The sequence below is a fragment of the Paracoccus acridae genome (genome assembly GCF_014642735.1).
In the GTDB taxonomy this organism is placed as follows: domain Bacteria; phylum Pseudomonadota; class Alphaproteobacteria; order Rhodobacterales; family Rhodobacteraceae; genus Paracoccus; species Paracoccus acridae.
The window spans coordinates 177960-197989 of record NZ_BMIV01000006.1; the positions used below are offsets into that span (position 1 = coordinate 177960).

The 20030-nt window shown below is 66.0% G+C and carries 23 protein-coding genes; all 23 read left to right on the forward strand.

Annotated elements, in window-relative coordinates:
- Nucleotides 1-181: 181 nt before the first annotated feature.
- Nucleotides 182-844: an endonuclease III gene (gene nth, locus IEX25_RS11040; RefSeq protein WP_103171642.1), complete on the forward strand. Its 663-nt coding sequence runs from the start codon at nt 182-184 to the stop codon at nt 842-844.
- Nucleotides 841-1854: an adenosine kinase gene (locus tag IEX25_RS11045; protein ID WP_188715147.1), complete on the forward strand. Its 1014-nt coding sequence runs from the start codon at nt 841-843 to the stop codon at nt 1852-1854. Before nth ends, IEX25_RS11045 begins: the two co-directional genes overlap by 4 nt.
- Nucleotides 1855-2016: 162 nt before the next feature.
- Nucleotides 2017-3279: a beta-ketoacyl-ACP synthase II gene (gene fabF / locus IEX25_RS11050; RefSeq protein ID WP_103171644.1), complete on the forward strand. Its 1263-nt coding sequence runs from the start codon at nt 2017-2019 to the stop codon at nt 3277-3279.
- Nucleotides 3276-4460 carry an endolytic transglycosylase MltG gene (mltG, locus tag IEX25_RS11055; protein WP_103171645.1) on the forward strand — a complete coding sequence of 395 codons (1185 nt, stop codon included), beginning with the start codon at nt 3276-3278 and terminating at the stop codon, nt 4458-4460. The genes fabF and mltG overlap by 4 nt, the downstream gene beginning before the upstream one ends.
- 123 nt (nt 4461-4583) lie before the next feature.
- Nucleotides 4584-5024, forward strand: coding sequence for a hypothetical protein (locus IEX25_RS11060; RefSeq protein WP_103171646.1), 441 nt, complete (start codon nt 4584-4586; stop codon nt 5022-5024).
- Between the two features lie 279 nt (nt 5025-5303).
- Nucleotides 5304-5723, forward strand: a complete 420-nt coding sequence (locus IEX25_RS11065; RefSeq protein WP_229665141.1) for a permease — start codon at nt 5304-5306, stop codon at nt 5721-5723.
- Nucleotides 5674-7014 carry a DNA-packaging protein gene (locus IEX25_RS11070; RefSeq protein ID WP_103171647.1) on the forward strand — a complete coding sequence of 447 codons (1341 nt, stop codon included), beginning with the start codon at nt 5674-5676 and terminating at the stop codon, nt 7012-7014. The genes IEX25_RS11065 and IEX25_RS11070 overlap by 50 nt, the downstream gene beginning before the upstream one ends.
- Before the next feature lie 103 nt (nt 7015-7117).
- Nucleotides 7118-8302, forward strand: coding sequence for a phage portal protein (locus IEX25_RS11075; protein ID WP_188715149.1), 1185 nt, complete (start codon nt 7118-7120; stop codon nt 8300-8302).
- 4 nt (nt 8303-8306) lie between these two features.
- Nucleotides 8307-8540 carry a GTA head formation protein, RCAP_rcc01685 family gene (locus tag IEX25_RS11080; protein WP_103171704.1) on the forward strand — a complete coding sequence of 78 codons (234 nt, stop codon included), beginning with the start codon at nt 8307-8309 and terminating at the stop codon, nt 8538-8540.
- 3 nt (nt 8541-8543) lie between these two features.
- Nucleotides 8544-9071: an HK97 family phage prohead protease gene (locus tag IEX25_RS11085; RefSeq protein WP_103171649.1), complete on the forward strand. Its 528-nt coding sequence runs from the start codon at nt 8544-8546 to the stop codon at nt 9069-9071.
- 103 nt (nt 9072-9174) lie between these two features.
- On the forward strand, nt 9175-10338 hold the full coding sequence (locus IEX25_RS11090) for a phage major capsid protein (RefSeq protein ID WP_188715151.1): 1164 nt from the start codon (nt 9175-9177) through the stop codon (nt 10336-10338).
- 191 nt (nt 10339-10529) lie between these two features.
- Nucleotides 10530-11147 carry a head-tail connector protein gene (locus IEX25_RS11095; RefSeq protein ID WP_103171651.1) on the forward strand — a complete coding sequence of 206 codons (618 nt, stop codon included), beginning with the start codon at nt 10530-10532 and terminating at the stop codon, nt 11145-11147.
- Nucleotides 11144-11482 (forward strand): head-tail adaptor protein, encoded by a 339-nt coding sequence (locus IEX25_RS11100; RefSeq protein WP_103171652.1) that lies wholly within the window; start codon nt 11144-11146, stop codon nt 11480-11482. The genes IEX25_RS11095 and IEX25_RS11100 overlap by 4 nt, the downstream gene beginning before the upstream one ends.
- Complete coding sequence (locus IEX25_RS11105; RefSeq protein ID WP_103171653.1) at nt 11479-11898, forward strand: DUF3168 domain-containing protein; 420 nt, start codon at nt 11479-11481, stop codon at nt 11896-11898. Before IEX25_RS11100 ends, IEX25_RS11105 begins: the two co-directional genes overlap by 4 nt.
- 11 nt (nt 11899-11909) lie before the next feature.
- A complete protein-coding gene (locus IEX25_RS11110) occupies nt 11910-12323 on the forward strand; it encodes a phage major tail protein, TP901-1 family (protein WP_103171654.1) in 414 nt (137 codons plus the stop codon).
- Nucleotides 12323-12637, forward strand: a complete 315-nt coding sequence (locus IEX25_RS11115) for a gene transfer agent family protein (RefSeq protein ID WP_103171655.1) — start codon at nt 12323-12325, stop codon at nt 12635-12637. Before IEX25_RS11110 ends, IEX25_RS11115 begins: the two co-directional genes overlap by 1 nt.
- Nucleotides 12634-12837, forward strand: a complete 204-nt coding sequence (locus IEX25_RS11120) for a rcc01693 family protein (RefSeq protein WP_103171656.1) — start codon at nt 12634-12636, stop codon at nt 12835-12837. The genes IEX25_RS11115 and IEX25_RS11120 overlap by 4 nt, the downstream gene beginning before the upstream one ends.
- 12 nt (nt 12838-12849) lie before the next feature.
- On the forward strand, nt 12850-13506 hold the full coding sequence (locus IEX25_RS11125; RefSeq protein ID WP_103171657.1) for an RcGTA-type gene transfer agent tail tape measure protein: 657 nt from the start codon (nt 12850-12852) through the stop codon (nt 13504-13506).
- 13 nt (nt 13507-13519) lie between these two features.
- Nucleotides 13520-14152 carry a DUF2460 domain-containing protein gene (locus IEX25_RS11130; protein WP_103171658.1) on the forward strand — a complete coding sequence of 211 codons (633 nt, stop codon included), beginning with the start codon at nt 13520-13522 and terminating at the stop codon, nt 14150-14152.
- On the forward strand, nt 14149-14973 hold the full coding sequence (locus tag IEX25_RS11135; RefSeq protein WP_103171659.1) for a phage/gene transfer agent baseplate hub protein: 825 nt from the start codon (nt 14149-14151) through the stop codon (nt 14971-14973). Before IEX25_RS11130 ends, IEX25_RS11135 begins: the two co-directional genes overlap by 4 nt.
- A gap of 2 nt (nt 14974-14975) precedes the next feature.
- Nucleotides 14976-15404: a C40 family peptidase gene (locus IEX25_RS11140; protein WP_103171705.1), complete on the forward strand. Its 429-nt coding sequence runs from the start codon at nt 14976-14978 to the stop codon at nt 15402-15404.
- A 22-nt stretch (nt 15405-15426) separates the two neighbouring features.
- A complete protein-coding gene (locus IEX25_RS11145) occupies nt 15427-19311 on the forward strand; it encodes a baseplate multidomain protein megatron (protein WP_188715153.1) in 3885 nt (1294 codons plus the stop codon).
- On the forward strand, nt 19301-20011 hold the full coding sequence (locus IEX25_RS11150; protein WP_188715155.1) for a DUF2793 domain-containing protein: 711 nt from the start codon (nt 19301-19303) through the stop codon (nt 20009-20011). The genes IEX25_RS11145 and IEX25_RS11150 overlap by 11 nt, the downstream gene beginning before the upstream one ends.
- The last annotated feature ends 19 nt before the right edge of the window (nt 20012-20030 follow it).

Here is a 20030-nt window from a genome sequence, read left to right on the forward strand (position 1 = left end):
CATGGTCTTGCGACGTGAACATGCGGCAAATTCGCATCTGCCGTCAAACGTGCGCGAAGCTGGCCCAGTTCCGGGCGAAAGGGAAGTCACGGCTGCGTGGAAGGCGTTGGAGTGGCGGAAAAACCCGCCCTTGCAGGCCGGGCTTGCATTGCTGTCCCGGGCCGGTCAAAAGCGTCGGGCCATGGTCCAGCCCCGCCGCCTTGCCCCTCCCTTGCCCTTTGCCCAGCAGGTCGCGATCTTTTCGCGCCTGGCAAGCGCCAATCCGCAGCCGGTGACCGAGCTGGAGTTTTCCAACCCCTTCACGCTGGTCGTGGCCGTCGCCTTGTCGGCCCAGGCGACCGATGTGGGCGTGAACAAGGCTACGCGCGGGCTGTTCGCCATCGCCGACACGCCGCAGAAGATGCTGGACCTGGGCCTTGAGGGCGTGACCGAGCATATCAAGACGATCGGCCTGTTCCGCCAGAAGGCCAAGAACGTCATCGCCCTGTCCCGCATCCTGGTCGAGGAATTCGGCGGCGAGGTTCCCGACAGCCGTGCCGCCCTGATGCGCCTGCCCGGCGTGGGGCGCAAGACCGCGAACGTGGTCCTGAACAGCGCCTTCGGCCATCCTGCGCAGGCGGTCGATACGCATATCTTCCGGGTGGGCAACCGCACCCGCATCGCCCCCGGCCGCGACGTGGACGAGGTCGAGCGCGCCATCGAGGACAACGTGCCCGCCCGCTTCCAGGACAATGCCCATCACTGGCTGATCCTGCATGGCCGATACATCTGCCAGGCCCGGCGCCCGCGTTGCGCGGTCTGCCCCATCTACGACCTGTGCCCATACGAGGAGAAGACCGCATGACCACCCCCTATGTGATCGGCATCGGCAATGCGGTGATGGACGTGATCTCGCCCGTGGCCGAGGACCGGCTGGCGGCGCTGGGGGTGCGGAAGGGCATCATGCAGCTGATCGAGCGCGAGCGGTCGGAATACCTGATGGCCGCGCAGGCGGACGATCACGGGCCGGGGCGCGCGCAGTCGAAGCTGGTGCCGGGCGGGTCGGTCGCCAACACGCTGGCGGGGATCGGGATGCTGGGGCTGCGGACGGCCTTTATCGGGCGGGTGGCGGACGATCCGCTGGGCCTGTCCTATGCCGAGCAGACCGAGGCGGCGGGGACGGTCTTCGTCAACCCGCCGGTCGCGGGCGAGCAGTTGCCGACATCGCGGAGCATCATCCTGGTCACGCCGGATGGCGAACGGTCGATGAACACCTATCTGGGGATTTCCGCCGAACTGGGGCCGGACGACGTGAATCCATCCGTTTTTCAAGGGGCTGGATGGCTGTTCCTTGAAGGATACCTGTTCGACAAGCCCAAGGGGAAGGAGGCGTTCCTGAAGGCCGCGAAGTCCTGCCACGAGGCGGGCGGGCAGGCGGGGATCGCGCTGTCGGACCCGTTCTGCGTGGACCGCCATCGCGAGGATTTCCGCCGCCTGGTGGCGGGGCCGATGGATTACGTCATCGGCAATGTCCATGAATGGACCTCGCTTTACCAGGTCACGGATCTGGAGGAGGCCCTGCGGCTGGCCCAGGCCGATTGCGGGACGGTGATCTGCACGCGGTCGGGCGAAGATGCGATCCTGATCCGCGACGGGGAACGGGTGAGCGCGCCGGTCCACCGCGTCGTGCCGGTGGATGCGACCGGGGCGGGGGACCAGTTCGCGGCGGGGCTGATCTATGGGCTGGCAACGGGTGCGCCGCTGGCGGTGGCGGGGCGGATGGGCTGCATCGCCGCGGCCGAGGCGATCGGGCATGTGGGGCCGCGGCCCGAGCGCGATCTGCGGGCGGATTTCAGGGCCGAGGGTCTGATCTGAGTTTGCGTCCCGCGAAAGCCGGGGGCGCTTCGCCCCCCGGACCCCCCGAGGATATTTGAGGTCCAATGCAAAGTGCCGCTGGTCGGCAGCCCCGGCGTTGCGCGGTTCTGCCGGCGCGTGTATCAGGTCTGCGACAGATTTGCAGTTTGAAGGACATTGCGGATGCGCAGGGTTGTTGTCACCGGATTGGGCATGGTCACGCCGCTGGCCTGCGGCGTCGAGGCGACATGGGAACGGCTGCTGGCCGGGCAGTCCGGCGCGGGGCCGATCACGCGCTTTGATTCCAAGGACGTGGTGACGAAATACGCCTGCGAGATCCCCTTCGGCGACGGCAGCGACGGCAGCTTCAACCCCGACGACTGGATGGAGCCGAAGGACCGGCGCAAGGTCGATGACTTCATCCTGTACGGCATGGCCGCGGCCGAGCAGGCGGTGAAGGATTCGGGCTGGGAGCCGCAGACCGAGGAGGACCGCGAGCGGACCGGCGTGATGATCGGATCGGGGATCGGCGGGCTGACCTCAATCGCGGAAACGGCGGTGCTGATCAAGGAACGCGGGCCGAAGCGGGTGTCGCCCTTCTTCATTCCCGGCGCGCTGATCAACCTGGTGTCGGGGCAGGTGTCGATCCGCTTCGGCTTCAAGGGGCCGAACCATGCGGTCGTGACCGCCTGTTCCACCGGGGCGCACGCCATCGGGGACGCGGCGCGGCTGATCATGCTGGGCGATGCCGACGTGATGGTCGCGGGCGGCGCCGAAAGCCCCATCAGCGAGATCGGCATCGCGGGCTTCAACGCCTGCAAGGCGCTGTCCACCAAGCGCGACAACGATCCGCAGTCGGCCAGCCGCCCCTATGACGTGGACCGGGACGGCTTTGTCATGGGCGAGGGCGCCGGCTGCCTGGTGCTGGAGGAATACGAACACGCCAAGGCGCGCGGGGCGAAGATTTACGCTGAAATTCTGGGCTATGGCCTGTCGGGCGATGCCTATCACATCACCGCGCCCAGCGAGGATGGCGATGGCGGCTTCCGCGCGATGCGCAACGCGCTGAAGAATGCGGGGCTGGAGCCTTCGGCGGTTGACTACATCAACGCGCATGGCACCAGCACCATGGCCGACACGATCGAGCTTGGCGCGGTGGAGCGCCTGCTGGGCGATCACGCGCCGAACGTGGTGATGTCGTCCACGAAGTCGAGCATCGGCCACCTGCTGGGCGCGGCGGGCGCTGTCGAGGCGATCTTCTGCGTGCTGGCGATCCGCGACGGGATTTGCCCGCCGACGATCAACCTGGACAACCCCGCGGTCGAGCCGAAGCTGGATCTGGCGGCCAATGCGGCCGTGCGGCGCAAGGTCGATGTGGCGCTGTCCAACAGCTTCGGCTTTGGCGGCACGAACGCCTCGCTGGTCCTGGGGGCGGTCCGGGGATGATCTGGCGCAACATCGCCTCGAACTTCCTGACGCTGCTGATCGTGCTGCTGATCGCCGCGGCCGCGGCGGTGGCCTGGGGCAAGCACCAGTTCAGCGGGCCGGGGCCAAGTGCTGTCGCGCAATGCGTGCAGGTGGCGCCGGGGGCAAGCCTGAACGCGGTCAGCCAGCAGCTTGTGGAACAGGGCGCGATCAGCAATTCCTATGTCTTCCGGGCCGGGACGGATTATCTGGACCGCGCGCGCGATCTGAAATTCGGCAGCTATCTGGTGCCGCCCCATGCCAGCATGGCGCAGATCGTCGATGTGATCACCACGGGCGGGCCCTCGACCTGCGGGACCGAGGTCGTGGTGCGGGTGGGCGTTCGGGAAAACACCGTGCTGTTGCGCGACATGAACCCGGACACCGGCGCCTTCGAGGAGATGGCGCGTTACAACCCCGCGACCGAGGAAGCCCCGCAGGCGATCCTGGCGGCTGCGGACAGGCCCGGGGCGCGGCTGCGCGTGACCATGGCCGAGGGCGTGACCAGCTGGCAGGTGGTCGAGGCGCTGAAGGCCGCGGCTTTCCTGACCGGCGAGGTCGAGGACATCCCGGCCGAGGGAAGCCTTGCCCCCGATACCTATGAGGTCGAGAAGGGCAGCGATCGGTCTGCCCTGCTGGCCGAAATGGCCCGGCGGCAGTCGGCCATCCTGGCGGCGGAATGGGAGGCGCGGCCCTTTGGCCTGCCCTATCGGACGCCCGAGGAGGCGCTGATCATGGCATCCATCGTGGAGAAGGAGACGGGGGTGCCCGAGGAACGACCCCAGGTGGCCAGCGTCTTCGTCAACCGGCTGGAGCAGGGGATGCGGCTGGAGACCGACCCCACGGTGATCTATGGCATCACGGGCGGGGAAGGGATTCTGGACCGAGGCCTGAGGCGGTCCGAACTGGCGGCAACGACGCCATACAACACCTATCGCGTGGATGGCCTGCCGCCCACCCCGATCGCCAATCCGGGCCGCGAGGCGATCCGGGCGGCGTTGAACCCCGACAGCACGGACTATCTGTTCTTCGTGGCGGACGGATCGGGCGGGCACGCGTTTTCGCGCACGCTTGAGGAACACAATGCCGCCGTGGCGCGCTGGCGCGAGATCGAGCGGCAGCGTGGCGCGGATGCGACCAGTCCCGTCCAGGGCGACGGCTGACACGGCCCAAGCCGTTCAAAGGGTTTGACAAAGCCCGCCCTGCGCCGCAGCATTGCGGTCAAGGGGCGGGCTTTTCCAATGGCGCGAACCGCGCCGGGCGCCGCCCTGGCAGGAGGATGCGCCATGAAACTGTCCGACATGTTCTCGACCCTGGCCGAAAATGCCCGCACCTATGAAAAGCGCGTGGCCGAATGGCAGGACGAGATGAACAGCCGCAACGACGAGATGATGGCCAGCGCCCGCAAGTGGCAGGAAACGGCCATGCAGCGCCAGGACGAGATGAACCGGCAGTTCCGGGGCTATTTCGAGGAAGCCGGCGAAAACGTCCGCAACCAGTGGCAGACGATGCAGACCGCCTGGGAGGAGCAGTTCCAGAAGATGCGCGAAAAGGGCGAGGAAATGCGTGCTGCCGCGATGAAGTCCGGGCATTTCCCCGAATGGGCCGAAGCCTACGCCGCGCAGATGGTGGGCTTTGCCCAGAAGATGCAGGACGAGGCCGCCAATGCCATCGCCGCCGCGACCGAGGCGAAGGGCAGCACGTCCAAGGGGACCAAGGACGTCTGACAGGCGAATCCCGCGCCCTGTCGGAGTGGTTTCCGGCAGGCGTTGCCCGGCAACATCCAAGGGTGTTGCGCAGGGTGTTGCAGGGGGTCAACCCTTTGTTCGGTTTTGCTAATTCCTGGTTGACCGTGCGCGCACCGGTTTAGCGATTGACTTACCGAACGCCCTGGGGTAGAACATTTACATGCTGGGAAAAGTGGGCAAGCGGCCGGGGGGCGACCTCTAGGGCCGCTTTTTCAGTTTTCGGCTCGTGCGGACAGGACACGAGGCGGGACAGTTTGCATGAACGATATGAAATGGCGCGGGGTCGTTGATCCCGAAGGACCGTTTGCGGCCGGGGCAAGCCCTGCCCGGACGGACGTGAAGCCTGGTGCGAGTGCTGCGCCGGAGGTGGACCCGAACGAGGCCATCGCCGTCGCAGAAGGGTTGTTCTGGTCGTATGTCAAGGATTTGAAACGTCACGAGGCCGCGTTGGAGGCCCGGCAAAGCGGGGCCGTCGATCCCGCCGAGCTGAAGGAAGCCATGCAAACCGCGAAGGTCGTCCGCGAGGCGGTCGGTCTTCTGATGGCGGAAAGGAACAGGGTTGACAAGCTACGCAAGGATATCGCCGGAGGGGTCGGGGGCGGAAGCCTTGACCTTGACCAGGCACGAGATGAGATCGGGCGCCGCCTGGCTTGCCTCCGCCGCGCCGGAGGACGTTGACGAATTCCTGGGCGGGCTGTCGGAAAACGCGCTGATGGCGCTGCCCTGGATGTTCGAGTTCTGGGCCCTGGATCATCAGTTGCCCCCCGAGGGCGACTGGAAGACCTGGGTGATCATGGGCGGGCGGGGCGCGGGCAAGACCCGCGCCGGGTCCGAATGGGTGCGGCGGATGGTCGAGGGTCCGACCGCCGCCGCACCGGGGCGCTGTCACCGCGTGGCGTTGGTGGGCGAAACCTTCGACCAGGTGCGCGAGGTGATGGTGTTCGGCGAAAGCGGGATCCTGGCCTGTTCGCCCCCCGACCGCCGCCCCGTCTGGGAAGCCGGGCGCAGGCGGCTGGTCTGGGCCAATGGCGCCACTGCCACGGTTTATTCCGCGCATGAGCCCGAGGCGCTGCGCGGGCCGCAATTCGACGCGGCCTGGGCGGATGAGCTTGCCAAGTGGAAGAAGTCCGAGGATGTCTGGGACATGCTGCAATTCGCGCTGCGCCTGGGGGATCATCCGCAACAGGTGGTCACCACGACGCCGCGCAACGTGGGGGTGCTGAAGCGGATCCTGGGCAATGCGTCCACGGTCACAACCCATGCGCCGACGGATGCGAACCGTGCCTATCTGGCGGAAAGCTTCCTGGCCGAGGTCGCGTCGCGCTATGGCGGGACGCGGCTGGGGCGGCAGGAACTGGATGGCGTGCTGCTGGACGATGTGGAAGGCGCGCTGTGGACCACGGCGATGCTGGAAGGCGCGCGGGTGGAACGCGCGCCGAAGCTGTCGCGTGTCGTCGTCGCCGTCGATCCGGCGGTGACGGCGGGCAAGGCCAGCGACGAATGCGGCATCGTGGTCGCGGGCGTCGTGGCCGAGGGCGAGCCGGGCAGCTGGACCGCCTATGTGCTGGAGGACGCGACGGTGAAGGGCGGGCCGCTGGATTGGGCGCGCGCCGCCATCGCCGCGATGGACCGCCATGGCGCCGAGCGTCTGGTGGCCGAGGTGAACCAGGGAGGCGACCTGGTGGAAAGCGTGATCCGGCAGGTGGATCCCCTGGTCCCGTTCCGTGCCTTGCGGGCAGGGCGGGGCAAGGGGCTGCGGGCCGAGCCTGTGGCGGCGCTTTACGAGCAGGGGCGGGTCAAGCACCTGCGCGGCCTGGGCGCGCTGGAGGACCAGATGTGCCAGATGACGGTGCGCGGCTTTGAAGGCCGGGGCAGCCCGGATCGGCTGGATGCGCTGGTCTGGGCGATCCACGAGTTGGTGATCGAGCCGGGGGCAAGCTGGCGGCGGCCGCAGATGCGGCGGTTGTGACAAGGCCGGGGGCGCTTCGCCCCCCGGACCCCCAGAGGATATTTGGACCAGGATGAAAGGGCTGCCGAAAGGCGGCCCTTTCTCGTTGGCATGGAGGCAAAGGATGGCGTTTCGGTTGTTTACGCGGGAGGAGAAGCAGGCTCCTCCGCCAGAAAGAAAGGCCAGTGCGACCGGCCGTGTCGTGGCCCTTGCCAGCGGTTCGGGCCGGGCAGTCTGGTCGTCGCGCGACACGGTCAGCCTGACGCGGGGTGGCTTTGTCGGCAACCCGGTGGGCTTTCGCTGCGTCAAGCTGATCGCAGAGGCGGCGGCGGCGGTGCCGCTGGTCTGCGAGGATCGCGAGCGGCGCTACGACATCCATCCGGTGCTGGATCTGCTGCGGCGCCCCAATCCGGGGCAGGGCCGGGCGGAACTGTTCGAGGCGCTGTTCGGGCAGATGCTGCTGTCGGGGAACGGTTACGTCGAGGCGGCGGGCCTGGGTGCCCAAGGGTTGCCCGAGGAGTTGCACGTCCTGCGGTCGGACCGGATGAGCATCGTGCCCGGCGCGGACGGCTGGCCCGTCGCCTATGATTATGCCGTCGGAGGGCGCAAGCACCGGTTCGACATGACGGGCAGTCCCGATCCGATCTGCCACATCAAGTCCTTCCACCCGCAGGACGACCATTACGGGTTGTCGCCCATGCAGGCGGCGGCGGTGGCGCTGGACGTTCACAACAGCGCATCGGCCTGGTCCAAGGCGCTGCTGGACAACGCGGCGCGACCCAGTGGGGCCATCGTCTACAAGGGGGTGGACGGGCAGGGGGTTCTGTCGCCCGAGCAATATGATCGCCTGGTCGGTGAGATCGAGACGAACCACCAGGGCGCGCGCAATGCGGGGCGTCCCATGCTGCTGGAAGGGGGTCTGGACTGGAAGCCCATGGGCTTCAGTCCCAGCGACATGGAGTTCCACGAAACCAAGCTATCAGCGGCGCGAGAGATCGCGCTGGCCTTCGGCGTGCCGCCGATGCTGCTGGGGATCCCCGGCGACGCGACCTATGCCAATTACGCCGAGGCGCACCGGGCCTTCTATCGCCTGACGGTGCTGCCGCTGGCCACGCGGGTCGCGGCATCGGTTGCCTGGTGGCTGTCCGAGCATCAGGGCGCCGAGGTCGATCTGCGCCCCGACCCCGACCGCATCCCCGCCCTGGCCGAGGAACGCGACCAGCAATGGGCGCGGATCGGGGCCGCCACCTTCCTGACCGATGCGGAAAAGCGGGCGCTTCTGGGCCTGCCGCCGCTGGCCGGGGCGTGACCCGATGGAAGGGTCGCGTTTCGTCAAGGACAGCTTCGGCTGGCATGACCAGCGGTTCGAGGCCCAGGAGAGGATCATGGCGCTGCAGTTCGGCACCATGGAGAAGCGGCTGGAGCGGATCGAGGCGCTGATCGAGGGGCTGGAGCGGCGGCTGTGGATGACCGTCTATGGCGTCGTGGCCGTGATCCTGACGCAGGCGGTGCAGGGAATTTTGGAATTCGCGCCGAAAGGAGGGTGACGGATGGTTCCGGGACTTGAGGTGAAATTCGCGGGCGGTGCGCCGGTTCTGTCCGACGGCCAGGTGATCGAGGGCTATGCCAGCCTGTTCGGCCTGACCGACCAGGGCGGCGACGCGGTGGCGCCCGGGGCGTTCCAGGCGTCGCTGGCGCGGCTGGCGGCCAAGGGCGACAAGGTGCGGATGCTGTGGCAGCACGACCCCGCCAAGCCCATTGGCGTCTGGGACGAGATCCGCGAAGACGAGAAGGGCCTGTGGGTCAAGGGCCGCCTTTTGCCCGAAGTGGCGCAGGCGCGCGAGGCCGCGGCGCTGATCCAGGCAGGGGCGATCGACGGGCTGTCCATCGGCTATCGTACGATCCGTGCGGAACGGGACAAGCAGGGCCGCCGCGTCCTGGCCGAGGTCGAGTTGTGGGAGGTGTCGCTTGTGACCTTCCCGATGCTGCCCGAGGCCAAGGTGGGCCGCAAGGAGGCGGACGACCTGCGAGAAGTGGCAGCGCTGTTCACGGCAGCGGCGGAAGCCTTGCGGGTTTGAGATTGCGGTGCGTGCGAGGCACGCACCCCAGGGGTTTGGGCCGCTGCGGCGGTCCGAAAACAGGGGCGGGTCGGCCCCGATCATCGCGATGAGGAGACAGACCATGACCGAGGTGAAAGCCGCGGAAGGTGGCGGCACGGCCGCCGACCTGAAGGGGGCCATGATGGGGTTCGTCAGCGAACTCAAGGGCTTTCGTGACGACATTCAGAAGAAATTCACTGCACAGGAAGAGCGTATGAACATGCTTGATCGCAAGACCGCCATCCGTGGCCGCACCCCTCTGTCCGCAACCGCCGAGGTCGAGGTGCCCCACCAGAAGGCGTTCCACGCCTATCTGCGCAGCGGCGACGATGACGGCCTGCGCGGTCTGGTCATCGAGGAAAAGGGCCTGACGGTCGCCAGCGACGGCGGCTTCCTGGCCGCCCCGCAAGTCGCCGAGACGGTCCAGAACGTGCTGCGTTCCGGCGCGTCGCTGCGCAGGCTGGCCAATGTCGTGGCCATCGAATCCGCCAGCTATGAAGTGCTGGTCGAGAAGAACGAGATGGGCGCGGGTTGGGCCACCGAGGCTGCCGCAGCCGAGACGGCGCCCGGCCAGATCGAGCGCATCTCGATCCCGCTGCACGAGCTGTCGGCCATGCCCAAGGCCAGCCAGCGTTTGCTGGACGACGCCGCCTTCGACGTCGAGGCATGGCTGGCCGAACGTATTGCCGACAAGTTCGCGCGGTCCGAAGCCGCTGCCTTCATCACTGGCGACGGGGTTGCGAAGCCGAAGGGTATCCTGACCTATCCGACCGCGCTGAACGCCGCAGCGGGCACCAACAAGATCGGCGTGGTCGAGACTGGCACCGCAGGCGGGTTCAACGCGGCTGCCCCGGCCGATGCGCTGATCGACCTGATCTATGCCCTGGGCGCGGAATACCGGGTCAATGCCAGCTTCGTCATGAACTCGAAAACGGCAGCGGTCATTCGCAAGATGAAGGATGCCGATGGCCGCTTCCTGTGGACGGATGCGCTGGCGGCCGGGCAGACGCCGCAACTGCTGGGCTATCCGGTCCTGATCAGCGAGGACATGCCCGACATCGGCATCGACGCGCTGGCCATTGCCTTTGGCGATTTCCGCGCCGCCTATACCATCGTCGAGCGTCCCGACCTGCGCGTCCTGCGCGATCCGTTCAGCGCCAAGCCCCATGTGCTGTTCTATGCGACCAAGCGCGTGGGCGGCGGCGTGACCGACTTCCGGGCCGTCAAGCTGCTGCAGTTCGCCTGATCCCGGATCGCGGGAACAGGTGAGGGAAAGACCGCGCACGGGTCGGTGGCCATCCTGGCTTTGCAACTGTCCGCGCGTGCTGATGGCTGGCGCGCGGGCGCGGTCTTTCCCGATCTGATGCGACGACAAGGCCCCCAGCGGGCCTTGTCCCGGTGGATGACGAGCGGACAGCAAGACGGGAGGTTCGCGAGATGATGCTGATCGAGGAAACGGCGCCGGCGGCCGAGGCGCTGCCTGTCGCGGCGCTGCGCGAGCATTTGCGGCTTGGAACGGGGTTCGAGATTGCGCAGGACAATGCCGAGGACATGGCCTTGGCAGGCTTTCTGCGTGCGGCGATCGCCACGATCGAGGCGCGCACGGGCAAGGTCCTGCTGACACGGCGCTTTCGGATGCAACTGGACGACTGGCGCGACCGGCTGGGGCAGACCCTTCCCCTGGCCCCTGTGATCTCGGTCGAAAGGATCGAGATCGATGACGGCATGGGCACCGTCACCGAGATTCCGGCAGATAATTGGCGGCTGCTGCCGCATGGGCAGCGCCCGATGATCCTGCCTGCCGGGGTGATCCTGCCGCATGTGCCGCGGAGGGGCTTGGTGAATGTGACCTTCTGGGCCGGCTTCGGCGAGACCTGGTCGCAGGTTCCCGCCGATCTGGCGCAGGCCGTGATCATGCTGGCGGCGCAGTATTACGAGGATAGGGGCCAATCGGGCGCAAAAGGTGCGATGCCATTCGGCGTCAGCGCCTTGATCGAACGCTGGAGGCAGGTTCGGACCCTGGCAGGACGCGGCAGCCGAGAGGCACGCCGATGAGCACGCCCAAGCTGAATGTGCGGTTGGCTTTGGAAGGATCTGCCCGGCAGGACGATGGAATGGGCGGCTATCGCACCGTCTGGCAGCCGGTCGGTTCGCTGTGGGCCGAGATGAAGTCGCAGGCGGGACGAGAGCGCGGGGCCGAGGTGGGTCCCGAAAGCGTCGTGTCCTGGCGGATCACCGTTCGGGGCGCCAGGGCCGGGGACCCGCGCCGTCCGGTCGCAGGCCAGCGGCTTCGGATGGGCCAGCGGATATTCGTCATCGAGGCCGTGGCGGAACGCGACCCGGCTGGCCAGTCTCTGACCTGTTTTGCCCGAGAGGAGAAGCAGACATGAGCTTTGCGGCAAGCATCGCCCTGCAAGGGGCGGTTTATCAGCACCTGCGCGCAGATCCCGCCCTGAACGACATGGTCGGAGACGCGATCTTCGACGCGATGCCGGTCGAGGCGCCTGCGGGTGTCTTTGTCTCGCTTGGCCCAGAAGATGTGGTGGATGCCGGCGACATGACTGCGGCGGGATCGCGGCACGACTTTGTCGTGTCCGTGCTTTCGGGTGCCGGGCAGGGCGGGGGTTTCGCCGCGGTCAAGGCGGCCGCCGCCGCTGTGGCCGAGGCGCTGGACCAGGCGCCCCTGACGCTGAGCAAGGGGCGGCTGACCGCCCTGTGGTTCCTGCGCGCCAAGGCGCGGCGGGTGGAAAACGGTGCCGCGCGGCGGGTCGATCTGACCTTTCGCGCGCGGATAGATCTTGGCTGAGGAGATAAGCCATGGCGGCACAGAATGGACGTGATCTGCTGATCAAGATGGACATGACGGGTGACGGCGCGTTCGAGACCATTGCAGGTCTTCGCGCCTCTCGCCTGTCTTTCAATGCCGAGACGATCGATGTGACCAGTCTGGAAAGCGAAGGCGGCTGGCGCGAGTTGCTGGGCGGGGCGGGCGTGCGCAACGCGTCGATTTCCGGGTCGGGCGTGTTTCGCGACGCCAACACCGATGGGCGTGCACGCCAGATCTTCTTCGACGGAGAGGTGCCCCGCTTCCAGGTCGTGATCCCCGATTTCGGCACGGTCGAAGGGCCATTCCAGATTACGGCGCTGGAATATGCCGGAAGCTACAACGGCGAGGCCACCTATGAGGTGACGATGGCATCCGCTGGCGCGCTGACCTTCGTGGCGCTGTGATGGCGAATCCGTTGCGCGGAGAGGTCGAGGTGGTGCTGGACGGCACCGCCCATGCCGCCCGGCTGACGCTGGGCGCGTTGGCTGAACTGGAGCACGAGCTGGGCGCCGACAGCCTGATGGCGATTGCCGGGCGGTTCGAGCAGGGCCGTTTCAGCAGCCGCGACGTGCTGGCCGTGCTGGTGGCGGGTCTGCGCGGAGGCGGCTGGCGCGGGACCGCGGCGGATCTGCTGACAGTCGAGATCGGCGGCGGGCCGGTCGCAGCCGGCCGGGCGGCCGCCGAGCTTCTGGCGCGGGCGTTCCGGACCCTTTCATGAGTGGGGGCTTGGACTGGCCCGGTCTGATGAGGGCCGGCATCCGAGGGTTGGGGCTGCGCCCTGACCAGTTCTGGGCACTCACGCCCGCCGAACTGGCGCTGATGCTGGGGATCGAGGCGGGATCGCCCGCCATGACGCGGGACAGGCTGGCGGAACTGGCCGCGCGCTATCCCGATCGGCCAAGGGAAACATCTGGATAAGGGCAAGGATCTATGGCCAACAAGGACGGGTTCAGTTCAACGCTGGATCAACTGGATGAAGGGTTCAGCCAGACCAGCCGCATGACCGCCGCCTTCGAGGCGGAGCTTGACCGCTTGCGGCAGTCCGTGACCGTGACCGCGCGCGAAGTAGGGTCGCTGAGTTCGGGGATCGAGGGCGGGCTGCGCCGGGCTTTCGATGGCCTGATCTTTGACGGTGAGAAGCTGACGGACGCGCTGAAGGGCATCGGGCGGTCGATTGCGGACACCGTCTTCTCAATGGCGATGAAGCCGGTCGAGAATGCCCTGGCCGGTTCCCTCGCGCAAGGCATTGGTGGAATGCTGTCGGGCGCAACGCCTTTCGCCAATGGCGGGGCCTTTGTCCAAGGCCGGGTGATGCCCTTTGCCAAGGGCGGGGTCGTCAGCCAGCCGACGCATTTTCCCATGCGTGGGGCAACCGGCCTGATGGGCGAAGCGGGGCCCGAGGCGATCATGCCCCTGCGGCGGGGTGCCGATGGCAGGCTTGGCGTCGCGGCCGCCGGAGGCGGCTCGCGTCCCATGAATGTCACGGTGAACGTGACCACCCCCGACGTGGCGGGTTTCCAGCGCAGCCAGTCGCAGATTGCCGCACAGCTTGGCCGCGTGCTTGCGCGCGGCGAACGCAACAGCTGAGACAGGGACCAAGATGGCATTTCACGAGGTAAGATTTCCGGCCAACCTGTCGTTCGGCTCCATTGGCGGGCCCGAGCGTCGGACCGAGATCGTGGCACTGGCCAGCGGGTTCGAGGAACGCAACACCCCCTGGGCACATGCACGCCGCCGCTATGACGCGGGGATGGGTCTGCGGTCCCTGGACGACTTGTCTGCCTTGGTCGCGTTCTTCGAGGCTCGGGCGGGTCAGTTGCACGGCTTTCGATGGAAGGATTGGTCGGATTACAAAAGCTGCCTTCCTTCGCAGGCGCCGTCCTTCGACGATCAGAAAATCGCATCAGGGGATGGGATGACGACGGTCTTTCAGTTGACCAAGACCTATTCCTCGGGTCCAGGCCGCTATGCAAGGCCGATCACCAAGCCGGTGAAGGATACGGTGAAGGCAGGGATCGGCGGAAACGAAGTGTTCCCGGGCACGCATTATGTCGTCGATCATGAGACGGGCCTGATCGCCTTCGCCGATCCACCGGAACCGGGAGCCGCTGTAACCGCGGGTTTCGAGTTCGACGTGCCGGTGCGATTCGATACGGATCGGATCGCCGTGTCCGTCGCGTCCTTTCAGGCGGGCGAAATGCCCGCCATTCCGGTGATCGAGGTGCGGGTATGACGACGACCACGATCGCGCGCGCCTGGATGGTGCAGCGTGCCGACGGGATGGTCCTGGGGTTTACCGATCACGATGCAGGGCTGAAGTTCGACGGCATCCAGTTCCGCCCGGACCACGGCATGTCGGCGCGTGCCCTGGTGCAAGCGACGGGCCTTTCGGTTGACAACTCCGAAGCTGAAGGCGCGCTGTCCGACGACGCCATCACGGAAAAGGACGTACTGGCAGGACGATGGGACGGCGCGGTCGTCAAGATGTGGGAGGTGGATTGGACAAACGTATCTGCCCGGCGGCTGGTCTTCGCAGGCAGCCTGGGAGAGATCGTGCGATCCCAAGGCGCCTTTCGCGCGGAACTGCGCGGTTTGTCCGAACCTTTGAACGCCGCGCGCGGACGGGTGTTTCATCCACGCTGTTCGGCACGCCTTGGGGACGGGCGCTGCAGGCTGAGCCTGACCAACGAAACCTTCATGATCGAGGCTTCAATCGCCGACATCAGGGACGGGCATATCCTGCGTTTTGCAGGGTTTCCAGCCTATGAAGCAGGGTGGTTCGAGCGGGGCAGCCTTCTGGTTCTGACAGGCAAGGCAGAGGGACTTCGGGGCACGATCAAGAACGACACGGCCTTTTCGAACGGCGTCCGAGAGATCGAACTGTGGCAGGGTCTGGGTATTGCGCCGGTTGCAGGGGATCGGGTCCGAGTGACGGCAGGCTGCGACAAGAGAGCAGTGACATGCCGCCAGAAATTCAACAATTTTATGAACTTTCGCGGCTTTCCTCATCTTCCTTCGGAAGATTGGATCATGGCTCCGCAGGCGGGTCGATGACCATGTCAGACGATATCGTGAGAATGGCGCGGGCCTGGATCGGTACGCCCTATCAGCATCAGGCGAGTGTCAAGGGCGTCGCTTGCGACTGTCTGGGCCTGATCCGGGGCATATGGCGTGAACGTCATGGGACCGAACCAGAGACACCCCCACCCTATACCGCCGATTGGGGTGAGGGCGGCGGGCAAGAGGTTCTGATGACCGCCGCGTTGTGCCATTTGATGCCGATTGATCGCCAAACGCCGATGGAGCCCGGAGAGGTCTTGCTGTTCCGAATGCGTCCAGGTGCGGTTGCCAAGCATCTGGGCATCCTGTCCGCTGCCGGCCAGGCGCCGCGCTTCATACATGCCTATAACGCGCATGGTGTCATCGACAGTCCGTTGACGACGCCCTGGCAAAGCCGGATCGCTGCCCGGTTCCACTTTCCCTGAACTCCAGACTTAGGAGGCCATCATGGCGACCATCATGCTGTCCGCCGTAGGAGCGTCGATTGGCGGAAGCTTCGGCGGTGCGGTTCTTGGCCTGTCGGGCGCCGTCATTGGCCGCGCAGTCGGCGCGACGGTCGGCCGGGTCATCGATCAGCGGTTGCTGGGCAACGGATCTAAGGCGGTCGAAACCGGCCGCATCGACCGGTTGCGCCTTCAGACAGCAGGCGAGGGTGCCCCAATTCCGCGGATTTGGGGGCAGATGCGTTTGCCTGGCCATGTCATCTGGGCTTCGCCCCTGGAGGAGATTGCGCGATCCGAGGAGGCGGGCGGCGGCAAGGGTGCGCCGAAGTCGAAGGTCACCCAGATCAGTTATCGCCTGTCAGTCGCGCTTGCGCTGTGCGAGGGACGTATTCTGGGGGTCGGGCGGGTCTGGGCGGATGGCGAGGAGATTTCGCCTGACGATCTGAACATGCGCGTTTACAACGGCGATGAAACCCAACAACCTGACCCGGCGATTGCCGCGCATGAGGGCGATATGGCGCCTGCCTATCGCGGGCTTGCCTATGTCGTGCTGGAGGATTTGACCCTGGAGGCCTGGGGCAATCGGATGCCTCAGCTAAGCTTCGAGGTGACGTCGCCTGCACAGGACGGCAGCGGATTGTGTCGCGATGTGAAGGCTGTCGCGCTGATTCCCGGGACGGGAGAGTACTCTCTGGCGACGACTCCGGTCCATCAGGATCTGGGCCTGGGCGAACTGCGTTCGATGAACGTCAACACGCCGATGGGCGGCACTGATTTCACCGTTTCGATGAACATTCTTGGCCGAGAGTTGCCAAACGTCGGATCGGTATCGGTGGTCGTATCCTGGTTCGGCAGCGACCTGCGCATCGGCCAGTGCACGGTGCAGCCCAAGGTAGAGCAGCGTGAGATCGATGGCGACGAACTTCCTTGGCGGGTTGCGGGAATTGGCCGCAATGCTGCAGTGCCGGTGGCCCGGGTCAACGACCGGCCCATCTATGGCGGAACGCCCGCGGACCAGGCCGTGATCGAAGGATTGCGGGCCATTGCAGCGTCGGGACGGAAGGCGGTCTTCTATCCCTTCATCCTGATGGAGCAGATCGCCGGCAACAAGCTTGCCGATCCCTATGGCGCCGACGAACAGCCGGTCATGCCGTGGCGGGGCCGGATCACGACATCCATAGCTCCGGGTCGGCCGGGATCGGTTGATGGCACGTCCGCTGCCGTTGCCGAAGTAGAGGCGTTCTTCGGCAAGGCTGCCGTCGATGATTTTTCGCGCGACGGCGACAGGGTGAACTATGGCGGTCCCGAGGAATGGTCGTATCGCCGCTTCATCCTGCACTATGCGCATCTCTGCGCGGCAGCAGGAGGCATCGACGCATTCCTGATCGGTTCCGAGATGATCGGAATGACGCAGATCCGTGGGCCGGGAAACAGCTATCCGGCAGTGCAGCAACTGTGCCGTCTGGCCCAAGATGTAAGGAGGATCCTGGGTCCTTCGGTCAAGATCGGTTATGCTGCCGACTGGTCGGAGTACTTCGGCCACCATCCGGGCGGGGGAGAGCTGTTCTTCCACCTGGATCCCCTGTGGGCGCATCCCGACATCGATTTCATCGGCATCGACAACTATATGCCCCTGTCGGACTGGCGCGATGGCGAAGATCACCTGGATGCCTCATGGGGACATGTCGGAAATCCAGCATACCTCGAGGCCAATGTCTGCGGGGGCGAGGGCTACGACTGGTATTATGCCAGCGATGCCGACCGTGACGCGCAGCGGCGCACGCCGATCACCGATGGCGCCTATGACGAGGCCTGGGTCTGGAAGTACAAGGACCTCGCAAGCTGGTGGCAGAACCTGCATTATGATCGGCCGAACGGGGTGCGGTCGCGACAGGCGACAGGATGGGTGCCCGGATCGAAGCCGATCTGGTTCACCGAATACGGCTGTGCGGCGCTTGACAAGGCCACCAACCAGCCAAACAAGTTCCTGGACGCCATGAGTTCGGAAAGCACGCTGCCCTTCTACTCCAGCGGGCAGCGTGATGATGCGATCCAGGCGGCGTACATCCAGGCAGTCGCGTCCTATTGGTCTAAACCGGCCAACAATCCTGCCATGGAGGATGGGCGGCGGATGGTCGATCTGGACCGGGCGCATGTCTGGTGCTGGGATGCGCGGCCATACCCGGCCTTTCCTGGTCGTACGGATCTCTGGTCCGATGGTCCTGCCTGGCAGCGTGGACATTGGCTGAACGGGCGTGCCGGATCGATCATGCTGTCCACGGTCATCGGCGATATCTGCCGTGAGGCGGGCGTGGCGAACTTTGACGTCAGCACCGTCACCGGGGTCGTGCGCGGCTTTCATGTGAACGGGGGCGAGACATCGCGGGCGGCGTTGCAGCCCATCTTGCTTGCGCATGGGCTGGACACAGTTGAACGCGACGGGAGCCTGCGGTTCGTACCGCGCGACGGTCAGGTGACGCGGCATCTGGGTCACGAGCATCTTGCCATTGGGGACGAGGTCAATGGCTTCGAGACGACCCGGCAGGCACAGGTGGAACTGTCGGGCCGTTTGCGGCTGACCCATGTCGAGGCGGGTGGAAGCTATACGACCGCCACGACCGAGGTCAGCTTGGCGGATGCCGATGGCAACTCGGTCAGCGACAGCGAATTCGCCATGTCTCTGACGCGCGCCGAAGGCCGGGCCATCGCCGAGCGGTGGCTGGCAGAGGCGGTCGTTTCGCGGGACACGGCGCGCTTCGCTCTGCCCCCGTCGGCCGCCGACCTGGGACCAGGCGACGTGATCCGCATGGATGATGGCCGGGGTGAGCCGAAGCGCTGGCGCATTGATCGGGTGGAACGGGCAGGAGCCATCACAGTGGACGCCGTCCGGGTCGAACCTGGGGTGTATCGTCCGGCCGTCACGAACGAAGACGACAGGATTGCCACACGCTATAGTCCGCCACTGCCGGTATGGTCGTTGTTCTTGGATCTGCCGTTGCTGAAGGGCGATGAGCAACCGCACGCGCCTTATCTTGCGGCAACGGCGAAGCCATGGCCGGGATCGGTCGTGGCCTATTCTTCGATCGAGAGCGAAGGCGGGTTCGAACTGAACACGACGTTGAGCCGACGTGCCTTCATCGGGCGGACGGAAACGCCACTTGTTCGGGCGCGTCCGGGCGTGATCGACCGCAGTGCGCCCTTGCTGGTCAGGCTGAAGGACGCGTCGCTGAGATCGGTCGGAGAAAAGGCGCTGCTTGCAGGGGCGAACGCCCTGGCGATCGGTGACGGATCGATGGAGAACTGGGAAGTCATCCAATTCTCCAAGGCTGTTCCGGTTGACAAGGACCTGTGGGCGATCAGCGACAGGCTGCGCGGCCAGGCGGGAACCGATGGCATCATGCCGGAAGTCTGGCCGAAAGGCAGTGTTGTCGTATTGCTGGATGGGGCGGCGCAACAGGTGGCATTGCCACCTTCGGCCCGCGGGCAGGAACGGTTCTGGCGCATCGGGCCGGCCCGAAGAGCTTTCGACGATCCCAGTTATCGCACCCGTGCGACACAGGCGCGGGGGATCGGCCTGCGGCCCTATGCCCCTTGCCACTTGCGTGCCCAAGGCCGGACGCTGGGATGGGTCCGTCGCAGCCGCGTCGATGGCGACGGTTGGGATGGCGCCGACATTCCATTGGGTGAAGTTAGCGAACGCTATCGTGTCCGCATCCTGCAAGACGGTCGTGTGCTGCATGAAGCGGATGTGAACGCACCGGAATACACCGTGCCCGAGCAAGTCTGGAACAACGCGCAGCAGGGTGGCCCCTTTGTCGTCGCTGTTGCGCAATTGTCCGATCAGTTCGGCCCCGGCCCCTTTGTCAGGAGGACTTTCAATGACGAATGAAACCACGCGTTTCCAGTTGCCGCTGCTGCAACCCGCCCAGGCCCAGAAGCATGTGACGGTCAACGAAGCCTTGATGCGTCTGGATGGCCTGACCAACGCCGTCTTGGAAAGCACCTCGGTCCTGACCCCCCCAGAAGCCGTGATCGACGGGCAGTGCTGGGCCGTCCCGCAAGGGGCCACCGGCCCATGGGCCGGGCAGACTGGGCGGATTGCGGTTGGCACCAATGGTGGTTGGGTCTTCATGGCCCCCTCGCGAGGGATGCGTGCCTTTGTGGCCGACCAAGGGGCCGAGGCGATCTTTGACGGCCAAGGGTGGTTTGTAGGCGGCGCAACCTTTGGCAGGCTGGGTTCCGGTCTGGCCGTCCGCATGTCCGAGAAGGAGGTGACTGTTGGTGCGGGTGCATCCTTCGACACGGGCCTTGTCATTCCGGCAGGTGCGATGGTGATCGGCGCCGCCGCCAGAGTTGTCCAGCCCCTGACCGGCAGCTTGCAGACCTGGCGTCTTGGCACGGCGGATTCGAACAACCGCTTTGGCCAGGGCCTTGGAAAAGGGGCGGGTTCATGGGCGCGCGGAATGCTTGGCGCGCCCATGACCTATTACATCAGTGCCAACCTGCTAATGACTGGCGAAGGCGGGTCGTTCACCGGCGGGAAGGTCAGGCTGGCCGTTCACTGGATGGAACTGCGGTTGCCGGACTGAGAGCCGTTCTTTCCCTTGG

Excerpts from the sequence above, each read along its gene's own strand:
- nth (WP_103171642.1), top strand. The coding sequence starts at position 182 with ATGGTCCAGCCCCGCCGCCTTGCCCCTCCCTTGCCCTTTGCCCAGCAG.
- IEX25_RS11045 (WP_188715147.1), top strand. The coding sequence starts at position 841 with ATGACCACCCCCTATGTGATCGGCATCGGCAATGCGGTGATGGACGTG.
- fabF (WP_103171644.1), top strand. The coding sequence starts at position 2,017 with ATGCGCAGGGTTGTTGTCACCGGATTGGGCATGGTCACGCCGCTGGCC.
- mltG (WP_103171645.1), top strand. The coding sequence starts at position 3,276 with ATGATCTGGCGCAACATCGCCTCGAACTTCCTGACGCTGCTGATCGTG.
- IEX25_RS11060 (WP_103171646.1), top strand. The coding sequence starts at position 4,584 with ATGAAACTGTCCGACATGTTCTCGACCCTGGCCGAAAATGCCCGCACC.
- IEX25_RS11065 (WP_229665141.1), top strand. The coding sequence starts at position 5,304 with ATGAACGATATGAAATGGCGCGGGGTCGTTGATCCCGAAGGACCGTTT.
- IEX25_RS11070 (WP_103171647.1), top strand. The coding sequence starts at position 5,674 with ATGAGATCGGGCGCCGCCTGGCTTGCCTCCGCCGCGCCGGAGGACGTT.
- IEX25_RS11075 (WP_188715149.1), top strand. The coding sequence starts at position 7,118 with ATGGCGTTTCGGTTGTTTACGCGGGAGGAGAAGCAGGCTCCTCCGCCA.
- IEX25_RS11080 (WP_103171704.1), top strand. The coding sequence starts at position 8,307 with ATGGAAGGGTCGCGTTTCGTCAAGGACAGCTTCGGCTGGCATGACCAG.
- IEX25_RS11085 (WP_103171649.1), top strand. The coding sequence starts at position 8,544 with ATGGTTCCGGGACTTGAGGTGAAATTCGCGGGCGGTGCGCCGGTTCTG.
- IEX25_RS11090 (WP_188715151.1), top strand. The coding sequence starts at position 9,175 with ATGACCGAGGTGAAAGCCGCGGAAGGTGGCGGCACGGCCGCCGACCTG.
- IEX25_RS11095 (WP_103171651.1), top strand. The coding sequence starts at position 10,530 with ATGATGCTGATCGAGGAAACGGCGCCGGCGGCCGAGGCGCTGCCTGTC.
- IEX25_RS11100 (WP_103171652.1), top strand. The coding sequence starts at position 11,144 with ATGAGCACGCCCAAGCTGAATGTGCGGTTGGCTTTGGAAGGATCTGCC.
- IEX25_RS11105 (WP_103171653.1), top strand. The coding sequence starts at position 11,479 with ATGAGCTTTGCGGCAAGCATCGCCCTGCAAGGGGCGGTTTATCAGCAC.
- IEX25_RS11110 (WP_103171654.1), top strand. The coding sequence starts at position 11,910 with ATGGCGGCACAGAATGGACGTGATCTGCTGATCAAGATGGACATGACG.
- IEX25_RS11115 (WP_103171655.1), top strand. The coding sequence starts at position 12,323 with ATGGCGAATCCGTTGCGCGGAGAGGTCGAGGTGGTGCTGGACGGCACC.
- IEX25_RS11120 (WP_103171656.1), top strand. The coding sequence starts at position 12,634 with ATGAGTGGGGGCTTGGACTGGCCCGGTCTGATGAGGGCCGGCATCCGA.
- IEX25_RS11125 (WP_103171657.1), top strand. The coding sequence starts at position 12,850 with ATGGCCAACAAGGACGGGTTCAGTTCAACGCTGGATCAACTGGATGAA.
- IEX25_RS11130 (WP_103171658.1), top strand. The coding sequence starts at position 13,520 with ATGGCATTTCACGAGGTAAGATTTCCGGCCAACCTGTCGTTCGGCTCC.
- IEX25_RS11135 (WP_103171659.1), top strand. The coding sequence starts at position 14,149 with ATGACGACGACCACGATCGCGCGCGCCTGGATGGTGCAGCGTGCCGAC.
- IEX25_RS11140 (WP_103171705.1), top strand. The coding sequence starts at position 14,976 with ATGTCAGACGATATCGTGAGAATGGCGCGGGCCTGGATCGGTACGCCC.
- IEX25_RS11145 (WP_188715153.1), top strand. The coding sequence starts at position 15,427 with ATGGCGACCATCATGCTGTCCGCCGTAGGAGCGTCGATTGGCGGAAGC.
- IEX25_RS11150 (WP_188715155.1), top strand. The coding sequence starts at position 19,301 with ATGACGAATGAAACCACGCGTTTCCAGTTGCCGCTGCTGCAACCCGCC.